At 68.3% G+C, this 13,151-nt stretch carries 13 protein-coding genes; 11 read left to right on the top strand and 2 right to left on the bottom strand.

The genetic code is table 11. The features are described from left to right. Nucleotides 1-41 precede the first annotated feature (41 nt). Nucleotides 42-398 carry a GntR family transcriptional regulator gene (locus ACGG9C_RS13025; RefSeq protein WP_194383290.1) on the bottom strand — a complete coding sequence of 119 codons (357 nt, stop codon included), beginning with the start codon at nt 396-398 and terminating at the stop codon, nt 42-44. Between the two features lie 105 nt (nt 399-503). Here ACGG9C_RS13025 and murC point away from each other — a divergent pair, with 105 nt between their 5' ends. The 9 genes from murC to ACGG9C_RS12980 all read left to right on the top strand — a co-directional run bounded on the left by murC (nt 504) and on the right by ACGG9C_RS12980 (nt 7,977). Beyond that, a complete protein-coding gene (gene murC / locus ACGG9C_RS13020; protein WP_194383289.1) occupies nt 504-1,919 on the top strand; it encodes a UDP-N-acetylmuramate--L-alanine ligase in 1,416 nt (471 codons plus the stop codon). Between the two features lie 6 nt (nt 1,920-1,925). Continuing rightward, nucleotides 1,926-2,936, top strand: a complete 1,011-nt coding sequence (locus tag ACGG9C_RS13015) for an FtsQ-type POTRA domain-containing protein (protein ID WP_390178709.1) — start codon at nt 1,926-1,928, stop codon at nt 2,934-2,936. A gap of 160 nt (nt 2,937-3,096) precedes the next feature. Continuing rightward, on the top strand, nt 3,097-4,260 hold the full coding sequence (gene ftsZ, locus ACGG9C_RS13010) for a cell division protein FtsZ (protein ID WP_194383288.1): 1,164 nt from the start codon (nt 3,097-3,099) through the stop codon (nt 4,258-4,260). Nucleotides 4,261-4,263: 3 nt separating this feature from the next. Then, the gene (locus tag ACGG9C_RS13005) at nt 4,264-4,953 is read left to right on the top strand and encodes a YggS family pyridoxal phosphate-dependent enzyme (RefSeq protein WP_194383287.1); all 690 of its coding nucleotides are present in this window, start codon (nt 4,264-4,266) and stop codon (nt 4,951-4,953) included. A gap of 51 nt (nt 4,954-5,004) precedes the next feature. Further along, nucleotides 5,005-5,466 (top strand): cell division protein SepF, encoded by a 462-nt coding sequence (locus ACGG9C_RS13000; protein ID WP_390178708.1) that lies wholly within the window; start codon nt 5,005-5,007, stop codon nt 5,464-5,466. A 3-nt stretch (nt 5,467-5,469) separates the two neighbouring features. Beyond that, nucleotides 5,470-5,772: a YggT family protein gene (locus ACGG9C_RS12995; RefSeq protein ID WP_071043664.1), complete on the top strand. Its 303-nt coding sequence runs from the start codon at nt 5,470-5,472 to the stop codon at nt 5,770-5,772. 114 nt (nt 5,773-5,886) lie between these two features. Continuing rightward, entirely contained in the window at nt 5,887-6,492 is a 606-nt protein-coding gene (locus ACGG9C_RS12990; RefSeq protein WP_194383286.1) for a DivIVA domain-containing protein, read from the top strand. Then, nucleotides 6,489-7,055: a signal peptidase II gene (gene lspA / locus ACGG9C_RS12985; protein ID WP_390178707.1), complete on the top strand. Its 567-nt coding sequence runs from the start codon at nt 6,489-6,491 to the stop codon at nt 7,053-7,055. Before ACGG9C_RS12990 ends, lspA begins: the two co-directional genes overlap by 4 nt. 1 nt (nt 7,056) lies before the next feature. Further along, complete coding sequence (locus ACGG9C_RS12980; RefSeq protein WP_390178706.1) at nt 7,057-7,977, top strand: RluA family pseudouridine synthase; 921 nt, start codon at nt 7,057-7,059, stop codon at nt 7,975-7,977. Between the two features lie 24 nt (nt 7,978-8,001). Here ACGG9C_RS12980 and ACGG9C_RS12975 read toward each other — a convergent pair whose 3' ends face one another. After that, the gene (locus tag ACGG9C_RS12975; protein WP_390178705.1) at nt 8,002-8,478 is read right to left on the bottom strand and encodes an NUDIX domain-containing protein; all 477 of its coding nucleotides are present in this window, start codon (nt 8,476-8,478) and stop codon (nt 8,002-8,004) included. Nucleotides 8,479-8,594: 116 nt separating this feature from the next. On the opposite strand from ACGG9C_RS12975, the gene dnaE reads away from it, so the two are divergent. Together dnaE and ACGG9C_RS12965 are read left to right on the top strand one after the other, a co-directional pair. Beyond that, on the top strand, nt 8,595-12,065 hold the full coding sequence (gene dnaE / locus ACGG9C_RS12970; RefSeq protein WP_071043764.1) for a DNA polymerase III subunit alpha: 3,471 nt from the start codon (nt 8,595-8,597) through the stop codon (nt 12,063-12,065). A 94-nt stretch (nt 12,066-12,159) separates the two neighbouring features. Then, nucleotides 12,160-13,131 (top strand): hypothetical protein, encoded by a 972-nt coding sequence (locus ACGG9C_RS12965; RefSeq protein ID WP_194383281.1) that lies wholly within the window; start codon nt 12,160-12,162, stop codon nt 13,129-13,131. Nucleotides 13,132-13,151: the final 20 nt, after the last annotated feature.

Raw genomic sequence — 13,151 nt, 5'->3', positions numbered from 1 at the left:
GCTTCCTCTCGGGGCGCGATGTCCTCTCGAAGCGCGCGCGATCAGCGCCGGAGGGCGTCCGCGACGAGGGCGAGGGCCTCGTCGGCGTCCATCCGGACCATGTGCACCTGCTCGGCGAAGTCGGCAGCCGCCGCCTCGATCCGTCGACGCGCGGGATCGGTCGACATCGCGACGAAGGTGCCGGCACGGCCACGCGTCTCGATGACCCCCGCCGCCTCGAGCTCCCGATACGCGCGCGCCACCGTGCCCGGTGCGACGCCGAGCTGCTGCGCGAGCGCGCGCACCGGCGACAGGCGCGAGCCGGGCGTGAGCGAGCCGTCTCGCACGGCATCGACGATCTGCGTGCGGAGCTGCTCGAACGGGGGGACGGCGAGGGAGGCGTCGACGGTGAGTCTCATCGGCGCTCATCATGGTCGTCGCGATCGCAACGTGTCAACACGAACAGCCCACTCCCAGCGCGCCGGGAGGGTGGGTCACCCTGCCCGGCCTAGGATTGTCGGGTCATGATCAGACCCGACCTCTCCCTGCCGATCCCCGAGCGGATCGAGGCTGCGCACTTCATCGGCATCGGCGGCTCGGGCATGTCGGGCCTTGCCCGCATGTTCCTGCAGCGCGGCATCCGCGTGTCCGGTTCGGACCGTGCCGACAGCGCCGCCCTGCGCGAGCTGGCGGAGCTCGGCGCGACCGTGCACGTGGGGCACGACGCCGCGAATCTCGCGGACGACGTCGACACGGTCGTCCACACCGGCGCGATCTGGGCGGAGAACCCCGAGTTCCTCCTCGCGAAAGAGCGCGGTCTGCACGTGATCCACCGCTCGCAGGCGCTGTACTGGCTCATCGGCGGCCGTCGGCTGGTGTCGGTTGCGGGGGCGCACGGCAAGACCACCTCGACCGGCATGATCGTCACCGCCCTGCGCGACCTGGGCGATGACCCGACGTTCGTCAACGGAGGGGTCATCGCGCAGCTCGGAGCCTCGAGTGGCATGGGTGCCGACGACCTGGTGGTCATCGAGGCCGACGAGTCCGACGGCACCTTCCTGCTCTACGAGACCTCGATCGCCCTCATCACCAACATCGACGCGGACCATCTCGACCACTACGGCACCGCGGACGCCTTCGACGACGCGTTCGCCCGGTTCGCCGACGCCGCGCGCGAAGCCGTCGTCATCTCGGCCGACGACCGCGGCGCGCGTCGCGTGCGGGAGCGGATGACGCATGAGAACGTCGTCACGTTCGGGGTGAGCGACGACGCCGACGTGCGTCTCGTGGACCTTCGAACCGACGGCCCCGTCTCCTTCGCCGTCGAACACGCCGGCGAACGCGTGGATGTTCGTCTGCCCATCCCGGGTGCCCACAACGCGCTCAACGCCACCGGAGCCATGGCGGTGCTGCTGTCGCTGGGGTGGCGGCTGGACAGCGCCGCACGTGCCGTCGGGGGATTCACCGGCACGGTGCGCAGATTCGAGCTCCACGGCGTCGAGAGGGGGGTCAGCGTGTTCGACGACTACGCGCACCACCCGACCGAGGTCGCGGCCGCCCTGGCCGCAGCCCGCACCGTGATCGGCGAGGGCCGGATCATCGCCCTGCATCAGCCGCACACGTACTCGCGCACGCAGGCGATGTTCCGGGAGTTCGCCGAGGTGCTCGAGTCGCACGCAGACCACACGGTCGTCCTCGACGTCTACGGAGCCCGCGAGGATCCCGTCCCGGGCGTGACCGGCGAGCTCGTCGCCGATGCCTTCGAGCAGTCGGACCGCGTGGCGTTCGTCCGGGATTGGCAGGATGCGGCGGACTACACCGCGTCGGTCGCGCGGGCCGGCGATTACATCATCACCCTCGGCTGCGGGAACGTGTACCTGATCATCCCGCAGGTTCTCGAGGCCCTGGCGGGCACGACGGACGCTCCGGCGGGGAAGTAGCAGGCGGTGCGCCGGCCCTCTCCGCTCCCGCCGCCGCAGCGCTCGAACGACGCCGTCGATGTGCGCGCAGCGCGCGCCGAGGCGGCACGCGGCGACCACTCGCCCGGTGACGAGGGCCTCGACGACCTCGACGACGCTGTGCGCGTCGCCGACGAAGCCGATGACGACGGACCCGCCGGAATCGCACCCGTCGTCGGCCTCGATCGCGCGCGGGGCGGGAGCGCGTCGCGGAATGCGCGTGCCGCGTCCGAGGCGACGGGATGGCGTGCCGTCTGGCGAGCCGCTCGCGCGCGTCGGCGGGCGCTCCGGGCCGAGATGCGTCGCTTCACCGTTCGTCAACGACGACGGCGAGCGGCATGGCTCTGGTCGGCCGGGGCGGTGGTCGCCCTCGTGGTGGTGACCCTCGGTGCGGCGTATTCCCCGCTGTTCGCCGTGGAGCGCATCCGCGTCGTCGGTGCGGACACCCTCGACGCCGCGAGCGTCGAGGAAGCGCTGTCTGGTCAGCTCGGCACGCCGCTGCCCCTCGTCGACGAGAGCGCCGTCAAAGCCACGCTCGTGACGTTCCCGCTCGTGGAGACCTACACGCTCGAAGCGCGACCTCCCCACGACCTCGTCGTGCGCATCGTCGAGCGCACGCCGGTGGGCGTGATCGACGGCCCCGCGGGCTTCACGCTGGTCGATGCCGCGGGCGTCGCGCTGTCGACCACACCCGAGGCGCCGGAAGGCGAGCCGGTGCTGGAAGTGGTCGGCGGCACCGGGTCTGCGGCATTCGAGGCGGTCGGGCAGGTCGTCCGAAGCCTCCCGGAGGCGATCCGCGCGCAGGTGACCGCCGTATCGGCCTCCTCGGCCGATGACGTCACCCTCACGCTGGGCGGCACGGACACCGACATCGTGTGGGGCAATGCCGACGACTCGGCCCTCAAGGCCCTGGTGCTCGAGCGCCAGATGGCGGCGACGCCTCCCGAGGACGTCTCCTCGTACGACGTGTCATCGCCCGATGTCGTCGTCGTGGGATGACGCGCCCGACGACGCCGAACGACGTTTGCGCGACACGCCGACGCCCTCCGGATCTTGGGGTCGTGGACGCATACCTTCGATCTCAGGAATTGCATACCGGGCAATTCTTTAAGCCTCTAGTAGAGGTTGAAACTTGGGTTCGGACGAGACGGAGGCCCGCATGAGCCAGAACCAGAACTACCTTGCGGTGATCAAGGTCGTCGGCGTCGGCGGCGGCGGCGTCAACGCGGTCAACCGCATGATCGAACTCGGCCTTCGCGGCGTCGAGTTCATCGCCGTGAACACCGACGCCCAGGCGCTGCTGATGAGCGACGCCGACGTCAAGCTCGACGTCGGGCGTGAGCTCACCCGCGGGCTCGGCGCCGGAGCCGACCCCGAGGTGGGTCGACGCGCGGCCGAAGACCACGCCGAGGAGATCGAAGAGGCCCTGCGGGGCGCAGACATGGTCTTCGTCACGGCGGGAGAGGGCGGTGGCACCGGCACGGGGGGAGCGCCCGTCGTCGCCAAGATCGCGAAGTCCATCGGCGCACTCACCATCGGTGTCGTGACCAAGCCCTTCTCCTTCGAGGGGCGCCGGCGACAGAGCCAGGCCGAGTCGGGCGTGGCGAAGCTGAAGGAAGAGGTCGACACCCTCATCGTGGTGCCGAACGACCGGCTCCTGGAGATCAGCGATCGCGGCATCTCGATGATGGAGGCGTTCGCCACCGCCGATCAGGTGCTTCTGGCCGGTGTGCAGGGCATCACCGACCTCATCACCACGCCGGGCCTCATCAACCTCGACTTCGCCGACGTCAAGTCGGTCATGCAGGGTGCGGGCTCCGCCCTTATGGGAATCGGCTCCGCTCGGGGCGCCGACCGCGCCATCAAGGCGGCCGAGCTCGCGGTGGAGTCGCCTCTGCTCGAAGCCTCGATCGAGGGTGCGCACGGCGTGCTGCTGTCGATCCAGGGCGGATCGAACCTGGGCATCTTCGAGATCAACGATGCGGCTCAGCTCGTCAAGGAGGCCGCGCACCCCGAGGCCAACATCATCTTCGGAACGGTCATCGACGACACGCTCGGCGACGAGGTGCGGGTGACGGTGATCGCGGCGGGGTTCGACGGCGGGGAGCCTTCTCTCCGTCTCGACCCGGTGGGCACGGCGCGCGTGACCACGACCACCGCGCCGGTGCTTCCCGCGACGCCGGCTGATGAAGCGGCCAAGGAGCGCGACGAGGAGCCCGCGCCGGCGGAGAAGGTCTCGGTGGCGGCACCGGCTCTGCCGGAGTCGTCCTACGACTCCGCGTTCAACGACGACGACCTCGACATCCCCGACTTCCTGAAGTAGTCGGTGGCCGAAGAAGGTCTTGCGCAGCGACTTGCGCACCTCGACGCCCGTGTCGCGGAAGCGGCGCGGGCGGTCGGTCGTTCCCCCGCGGAACTCACGCGCATCGTGGTGACGAAGTTCCATCCCGCGAGCCTCGTGACAGAGCTCTACGGGCTTGGGGTGCGGGATGTGGGGGAGAACCGCCAGCAGGAGTTCAGCGCCAAAGCCGGGGAGATCGGCCCTTTGGACGGTCTTCGCTGGCACTTCATCGGACAGGCGCAGACCAAGAAGGCCCGGGCGATCCGGGCCGCTGCCTCCGTCGTGCACTCGGTCGACCGCGAGAAGCTCGCGGATGCCCTGGATCGTGCCGGCGAGGGGCTGCCGCCGCTCGATGTGCTGGTCCAGGTGAATCTCACCGACGATCCGGGTCGCGGCGGCGTCGCCCCGGGCGACCTGGAGCGTCTCGCCGAGCACGTCGCCGGATGCGAGACGCTCGCGCTGCGCGGCGTCATGGCCGTCGCGCCCCTCGACGTGGAGCCGGCATCGGCATTCGCGACGCTCGCCGGATATGCCGAACGCGTGCGCAGCGTCGTGCCCACGGCGACATGGATGTCGGCGGGGATGACCGCCGACTTCGCCGAGGCGATCGCCGCGGGTGCGACACACCTGCGGATCGGCTCGGCAATCACGGGTCCCAGGCCCGACCACGGTTAACCTCGGAAACAGGATGAGCGATCCTCGCCGACAGGCGAACAGGGAGGAACGATGTCGAACGTGCTGAAGAAGTCCATGGTGTATCTCGGACTCGCGGACGAAGAAGAGGTCTACGACGAGGCCGAGTCGCAGCCCGCGCGCAAGGCGCAGGCGCCGGAGAAGACCACGGCGCCGGTGACGCCGATCCACCGCCCCGCCGTCGTGCGCCAGCCGGTCGCCACCCAGGTCAGTGAGATCCTGACGGTGCACCCCAAGCAGTACCGCGACGCGCAGGTCATCGCCGAGAGCTTCCGCGACGGCGTGCCCGTGATCATCAACCTGTCGCAGATGAGCGACGCCGATGCGCGACGTCTCATCGACTTCGCCAGCGGCCTCTCTCTCGGGCTGTACGGGCGCATCGAGCGGGTGACCAGCAAGGTCTTCCTGCTGTCGCCCGAGAACGTCTCGGTATCGGGCGAGGGCGCTGTCGCCCAGGCCGATCCCGATGCGGTGCCGTTCGCACAGACCTCCTAGGTCGTGGGCGTCATCCAGGTCATCGCAGGGGTCCTGAACTTCCTGCTGCTGATCTACGTGTTCGTTCTCCTCGGGCGTCTCGTGCTCGAGTGGATCCCGGTGTTCAATCGCGAGTGGCGACCGCGCGGTTTCGGTCTCGTGCTCGCCGAAGTGGTCTACACGGTCACCGATCCGCCCATCCGGCTGTTCCGTCGCTTCATCCCTCCGCTGCGCGTCGGCGCGGTGGCCATCGACTTCGGCTTCGCCCTCACGATGCTGCTGTGTTTCATCCTGCTCTCGGTGACCCGCACCATCGCCGCGGGGTGAGTCCCTTCGACACCCCCGGAACCCCGGACTATGCTTTTCTGAAAGCGACCCCGTCGGCATCCGCCTTCGGGCCCCACATCGGCAAGCGATACGCGCTCGAAAGAGGTACCACCCATGGCATTGACCCCCGATGACGTCGTCACCAAGCAGTTCCAGCACGTCCGGTTCAAAGAAGGATTCGACCCGGACGAGGTGGACGACTTCCTCGACGAGATCGTCGTGGAGTGGCGCAAGGCCCTCGCCGAGAACGAGGAGCTGAAGGCGAAGCTCGCCGCGTACGAGTCGGGCGAGCAGGCTCCGGCCGCCGCCGAGGCGCCCGCCGCCGAGGAGGCGGAGGCCCCCGCCGCCGCTCCCGTCGCCGAGGCTCCCGCGGCTGCTGCCGGTGGAGCCGCCGGTGCCCAGAGCGCCGGCATCATCGAACTCGCTCAGCGTCTCCACGACGAGCACGTCGCCGAGGGCCAGGCTCAGCGCGACCAGCTCATCGCAGACGCGCAGTCGCGTGCGGCGACGATCGTGGCCGAGGCCGAGGCGAAGGGCCGCGACGAGATGGCGCGCCTCGAGCGCGAGCGCACCACCTTGGAGGGTCGCATCACCGAGTTGCGCAACTTCGAGCGCGACTACCGCGCTCAGCTGCGCAGCTACATCGAAGGCAAGCTGCGCGATCTCGAGACCACGTCGACGTCGTCGGGCTCGACCCCGGTGTCGGCGATCGGCCTTTGAGAGGCAGAGCCCCTCTTCACACGGCGGCGGCCGGTATCCTCGTCGCGATCCTCGCGGCGTCGGTGCTGGCCGCCGACCAGTTGTCGAAGTACCTCGCCATCGAGAACCTGCCGCTTCGCGAAGCCGTCCCGGTCTGGGGCGAGTTCCTGCAGTGGTATCTCGTCTACAACCCGGGTGCGGCCTTCTCGCTCGGCGAGGAGTACACCTGGATCTTCACCATCGCGCTCGGTGCCGTCGCCGTCGCGATTCCGGTGATCGTCGTCCGGTCGGTGCGTTCGCGCGTCTGGGCCGTCACGCTCGGACTCCTGCTCGGCGGGGTGCTCGGGAACCTGTTCGACCGGCTGTTCCGGGAGCCGGGCTTCGGTGTGGGTCACGTCGTCGACTTCATCCTCACGCCGTGGATGTGGTTCTGGATGAACCCGGCGATCTACAACGTCGCCGACATGTTCATCGTCACGATGATGGTCGTCGTGGCCGTGCTCATCCTTCGCGGTGTGCGCCTCGACGGAACGCGCGAGCATCGCGAGACGCCCGCCGAATCCGATGAGCAGGTGAAGGACTGACGTGCCGTCGCGCATGATCCCCGTCCCGGACGGGCTCGAGGGCGCGCGCGTGGATGCCGCGCTGGCGAAGATGCTCGGCTTCTCCCGCACCTTCGCGGCGGAAGTGGCCGAATCGGGCGGTGTCGCGTCGGGTGGTCGGTCGCTCGGCAAGTCCGATCGCCTCGAATCCGGCATGTGGCTCGACGTCACGTGGCAGGACAAGCGCGGGCCGGCGGTCGTGCCGGTCGCAGTGCCCGACCTCGGTATCGTCTTCGAGGACGACGACATCGTGGTCGTCGACAAGCCGTCGGGGGTCGCCGCGCATCCATCCGTCGGGTGGGAGGGGCCGACGGTGCTCGGAGCGCTTGCAGCCGGAGGGTTCCGGATCGCGACGAGCGGGGCGCCCGAACGGCAGGGCATCGTGCACCGGCTGGATGTGGGCACGAGCGGCCTCATGGTCGTGGCGAAGACGGAGACCGCCTACTCGGCCCTGAAGCGGGCCTTCAAGGAGCGTGAGGTCGAGAAGATCTATCACGCGGTCGTCCAGGGGCATCCCGATCCCCTCACCGGCACGATCGACGCCCCGATCGGGCGGCATCCGTCCCATTCGTGGAAGTTCGCCGTGACCCCCGCCGGCAAGGACTCGGTGACCCACTACGAGACGGTGGAGGCGTTCCGCGGCGCTTCGCTGCTCGAGATCCGACTCGAGACCGGCCGCACCCACCAGATCCGGGTGCACATGGCCGCTCATCGGCATCCGTGCGTCGGCGATCCCCTCTACGGCGCTGACCCCAGCATGTCGGAGCGGCTCGGTCTCATCCGCCAATGGCTGCACGCCCGCCGGCTCGGCTTCGATCACCCGGTCTCGGGGAGCCGGGTGAGCTTCACATCCGCCTACCCCGACGATCTCTCGCACGCCCTCGAGGTGCTTCGGGCGGACTGACCCGAGGCGAAGGATGCCGACGCGTCAGCGACCGCCTTCGAAGACGGTGGGGCCGTCCGCGAGCGCCGCGGCGATCCGCCTGCGCATGTCGTCGTCGATGTCCGATGCGTCGAGGTCCGCGAGCGGGTACCAGTCGACCTCGGTCATCTCGCCGTCGGCCGGATAGGGCTCCCCCGAAACCCACGAGCAGCGGAAGGTCAGATCGAGGTAGTCGGTCTGGTCGCCGTTCGCGTAGGTGATGCGCGGGATCTGGTGCACCCACGACAGACGGTCCACGCGGATGCGCACGGCGGCCTCCTCGGCGGCCTCGCGGACAGCGGCATCGGCCGGCTCCTCCCCGGGATCGACGATGCCCGTGATGGGCGTGAGTGCGCCGTTGTCGGAGCGGCGACCGAGCAGCACGTGGTCGTCGCGCACGATGACGGCGGTCACCCCGGACAGGAAGAGCGGACGGGTGCCGATGAAACGACGCAGGTCGAGGATGAAGTCGGGTGTGGGCACCGCTCCACGCTATCCGACGCTCCGGAGGTGCTCTGCGCGGTGTCCGGAGCCCGACCTAGACTCGACGGGTGGCATCCGACTCCTTCGTTCACCTGCACGTACACAGCGAATACTCGATGCTCGACGGCGCCGCCCGCATCGACGCGATGGTGCAGGAGGCGGCTCGCCTCGAGATGCCCGCGATCGCCGTGACCGACCACGGCAACACCTTCGCGGCGTTCGAGTTCTACAAGGCGGCCAAGAACGTCGGCATCAAGCCGATCGTCGGCATCGAGGCGTACGTCACCCCCGGAACGCACCGTTCCGACAAGGCGCGCGTGCGGTGGGGCTCGCCCGAGCAGTCGAGTGACGATGTGTCGGGCGCCGGCGCCTATACGCACATGACGCTGCTGTCGGAGTCGACGGAGGGGATGCACAATCTCTTCCGGCTGTCCTCGCTCGCGAGCATGGAGGGCTACTACTTCAAGCCCCGCATGGACCGCGAGATTCTGCAGAAGTACGCCAAGGGCCTCATCGCCACGACGGGGTGCCCGTCGGGGGAGATCCAGACGCGGCTTCGGCTCGGACAGTACGACGCCGCCCGCGCTGCGGCCGCCGAGTTCCAGGACATCTTCGGCAAGGAGAACTACTTCGCCGAGATCATGGATCACGGCCTGTCGATCGAGCGCCGCGTCCTGGAGGATCTCACGAAGATCGCTCGAGACCTCGACATCCCGCTCCTGGCCACGAACGATTCCCACTACACGCATCAGCACGACGCCACGAGCCATGCGGCGCTGCTGTGCGTGCAGTCCGGCTCCACCCTCGACGACCCGAAGCGGTTCAAGTTCGACGGTGACGGCTACTACATCAAGTCGCCCGCCGAGATGCGGCAGATCTTCCGCGACAATCCATCGGCCTGCGACAACACGCTGCTGATCGCGGAGCGCTGCGACGTCGAGTTCAACACGAGTGCGAACTACATGCCGCGCTTCCCGGTTCCCGACGGGGAGACCGAGGATTCGTGGTTCGTCAAGGAGATCGAGAAGGGCCTGCACGAGCGCTATCCCGGCGGTGTTCCCGACGAGGTGCGCAAGCAGGCGGAGTACGAGACCGGGGTCATCACCCAGATGGGCTTCCCCGGTTACTTCCTGGTCGTCGCCGACTTCATCAACTGGGCAAAGGACAACGGCATCCGCGTCGGTCCCGGTCGCGGTTCGGGTGCCGGGTCGATGGTCGCATACGCCATGAAGATCACCGATCTCGACCCCCTCAAGCACGGTCTGATCTTCGAGCGCTTCCTCAATCCCGATCGTGTCTCGATGCCCGACTTCGACGTCGATTTCGACGACCGTCGCCGGGGCGAGGTCATCCAGTACGTGACGGAGAAGTACGGCGACGAGCGCGTGGCGCAGATCGTCACGTACGGCACCATCAAGGCCAAGCAGGCCCTCAAGGACGCCGGCCGGGTGCTCGGGTTCCCGTTCAGCATGGGGGACCGGCTCACCAAGGCGATGCCGCCTGCGGTCATGGGCAAGGACATGCCCCTGAACGGCATGTTCGACAAGGAGCATCCGCGCTTCAAGGAGGCGGGGGAGTTCCGCACCCTCATCGAGACCGACCCCGAGGCGAAGACCGTCTTCGACACCGCGATCGGGCTGGAGAACCTGAAGCGCCAGTGGGGTGTGCACGCCGCGGGCGTGATCATGTCGAGCGAGCCGCTGCTGGACATCATCCCGATCATGCGCCGGGAGCAGGACGGTCAGATCGTCACGCAGTTCGACTACCCCGCGTGCGAATCCCTCGGCCTCATCAAGATGGACTTCCTGGGGCTGCGCAACCTCACCATCATCAACGACGCGCTCGACAACATCGAGATGAACCGGGGCACGCCGCTCGTTCTCGAGGATCTCGATCTCGAAGACCAGGCGTCGTACGAACTGCTGACCCGCGGTGACACGCTCGGGGTCTTCCAGCTCGATGGCGGACCGATGCGCTCCTTGCTGCGTCTGATGAAGCCCGACAACTTCGAAGACATCTCGGCCGTGCTCGCGCTCTACCGCCCGGGTCCCATGGGCGTGAACTCGCATATCAATTACGCGCTGCGCAAGAACGGGCAGCAGGAGATCGAGCCGATCCATCCCGAGCTCGCCGAGCCGCTCGCCGACATCCTCGACACGACCTACGGCCTGATCGTCTACCAGGAGCAGGTGATGGCCGTCGCCCAACGGGTCGCCGGATACACGCTCGGGCAGGCCGACCTGCTGCGACGCGCGATGGGCAAGAAGAAGAAGTCGGAACTCGACAAGCAGAAGGAGATCTTCTTCGGCGGCATGACCGAGCGCGGGTTCTCCGACGAAGCGCAGGGAACGCTGTGGCGGGTTCTGGAATCCTTCGCGGACTACGCGTTCAATAAGGCTCACACCGCCGCATACGGGCTCGTGTCGTACTGGACCGCCTATCTCAAAGCCCACTACCCGGCTGAATACATGGCGGCGCTCCTCACGAGCGTCGGCGATTCGCGAGACAAGCTCGCGATGTACCTCAACGAGTGCCGCCGCATGGGCATCAAGGTGCTCCCACCAGACGTGGGCGAGTCGATCCGCTTCTTCGCCGCCGTCGGCGAAGACATCCGTTTCGGGCTCGAGGCGGTCAGGAACGTCGGTGCGAACGTCGTCGAGGCGATCGTGCAGACGCGCCAGAGCGGACCGTTCCTCTCCTTCCACGACTTCCTGAACCGCGTTCCGGCACAGGTGGCGAACAAGCGCACGGTGGAATCGCTCATCAAGGCCGGCGCCTTCGACGAGCTGGGACACACCCGCCGGGCGCTCGTGGAGATCCACGAGGATGCCGTGGAGCAGGCCGTGCTCGACAAGCGCCGCGAGGCACACGGCGAAGTGGGGTTCGATTTCGACAGCCTGTGGGGCGACGACGAGCCGCAGCAGGTCGCGAAGGTCCCCGAGCGTCCCGAGTGGACGAAGAAGGACAAGCTGGCCTTCGAACGCGACATGCTCGGCCTGTACGTGTCCGACCATCCTCTCGCCGGGCTCGAGATCCCTCTCGCCAAGCATGCGTCGATCTCCATCCACGACCTGCTCGCGTCGGAGGAGCTGCAGGACGGCGACCAGGTGACGGTGGCGGGGCTTCTCACGAGCGTGCAGCATCGCGTCGCGAAGTCCAGCGGCAATCCCTATGGAATGGTCACCGTCGAAGACTTCAACGGTGAGGTGACGGTCATGTTCATGGGCAAGACCTACACGGAGTTCCAGACGATGCTCCAGGCCGACTCGATCCTCGTCGTGCGCGGGCGCGTGTCTCGCCGCGACGACGGACTCAACCTTCACGCGCAGGCGGCCTTCGCACCCGATCTCGGCTCGTTCGACGCGTCCGGGCCGCTGGTGCTGGCCGTCCCAGAGCAGCGGGCGACCGAGCGCCTGGTGGCGGACCTGGCCGATGTGCTTCGTCGGCACTCGGGCGACACGGAGGTGACACTGCGCCTGCACAAGGGCGGCACCGCGAAGGTGTTCGAGGTTCCGATGCCGGTGTCGGTGTCTGCGGATCTCTACGGAGATCTGAAGGGGCTGCTCGGACCCAACTGCCTGGGCTGAATCGGCTCGGCGGCGGCGTCGATCTCATGTGCGTCTCATTCGACGCGGGTAGGATCGGACGGCGCGCGAGCACTCCGCGCAAGGAAGGACGATTGTGACCGACGAGCAGTACGACGACACGACCGAGGTCCCCGAGCGGACGACCCCCGCGGGGGAGAGCACCGTCGGCGAGGAGGCCGCGGGACCGTATGGCGTCGGTCCCTTCAGCATCCGCGAAGTCGCGCTCGGAGGCGTGTGGCTGGTCGCCTTCGTCGTCTCGTTCTTCTCGGTGACCGTCGCGCGATTCGACTCGGTCTGGACGTCGGGGCTGCTGTGGATCATCACGATCGGCCTCCCGACGGCCGCGGTGTTCCTCCTGGCGCTCCGCCGGCTCTCGCCGCAGGGCATCCGCCGCGTCGGTTCGCTCGGAATCGATCAGTTCGCGTCGGTCGTGTTCTCCTTCGCCGCTCTTCTGTGGCTGCAGATGGTGTGGGAGACCGTCGCCGTGGCGATCGACAGCGGTCTGTGGCTGCGCTCGTGGGTGGTCTGGGTCGAACTGGTGCTCATGCTCGCCGGTGTCGTCCTGACCGTCTTCGCCCCCCTCATCCCCGTCTTCGCCGCGGACTTCCACGACCGCCCCGAAGTTCCCGCTCACCGGAACGCCCGTCCTGTCCGCGCGGTGGTGCCGCGTCCCGCCCGTCCGTCCGCTCCCGCTCCGGCTGCGGCTCCTGCGGCGGACGACACCGCGCCGGGGGCGGGGTGGACCGGTGCGGCAGAGGATGACGCGCCGTCCGATCGCGACGATGACGACCTCGACGTCTTCACTCCTCGCCAGACGCGCGACACCTTCGAGGCGGTCGAGCCGGGAGAGACCGTCGAGAGCGAACGCTCGGTTCGCCAGCAGGCCTTCTGGGCGCTCGTCCCCGAGGAACGCGACGTTCTCGATGAGACGGGGGCACCGCTGTTCCGCATCGGCCCGACCGCCTGGGCACTCGTGATCGAGGATCGCGGGGAGGTCTTCGTGGTGCGCGACGAAGACGGGCGCGTTGGCTACCTCCACGAGGTCGACGGCGTCACACGCGGCTGACCGCGGGCGGTTAGCCTAGA

This window comes from Microbacterium sp. MTN4-26 (assembly GCF_042846595.1).
Lineage (GTDB): Bacteria > Actinomycetota > Actinomycetes > Actinomycetales > Microbacteriaceae > Microbacterium > Microbacterium luteum.
Note: the sequence above shows the minus strand (reverse complement) of the source record. Positions and strands in the feature narration are given on the sequence as shown.

Bases quoted from the DNA above. Each gene is read 5' to 3' on its own strand.
- ACGG9C_RS13025 (WP_194383290.1), bottom strand. From the start codon at position 398: ATGAGACTCACCGTCGACGCCTCCCTCGCCGTCCCCCCGTTCGAGCAG.
- murC (WP_194383289.1), top strand. From the start codon at position 504: ATGATCAGACCCGACCTCTCCCTGCCGATCCCCGAGCGGATCGAGGCT.
- ftsZ (WP_194383288.1), top strand. From the start codon at position 3,097: ATGAGCCAGAACCAGAACTACCTTGCGGTGATCAAGGTCGTCGGCGTC.
- ACGG9C_RS13000 (WP_390178708.1), top strand. From the start codon at position 5,005: ATGTCGAACGTGCTGAAGAAGTCCATGGTGTATCTCGGACTCGCGGAC.
- ACGG9C_RS12990 (WP_194383286.1), top strand. From the start codon at position 5,887: ATGGCATTGACCCCCGATGACGTCGTCACCAAGCAGTTCCAGCACGTC.
- dnaE (WP_071043764.1), top strand. From the start codon at position 8,595: ATGCTCGACGGCGCCGCCCGCATCGACGCGATGGTGCAGGAGGCGGCT.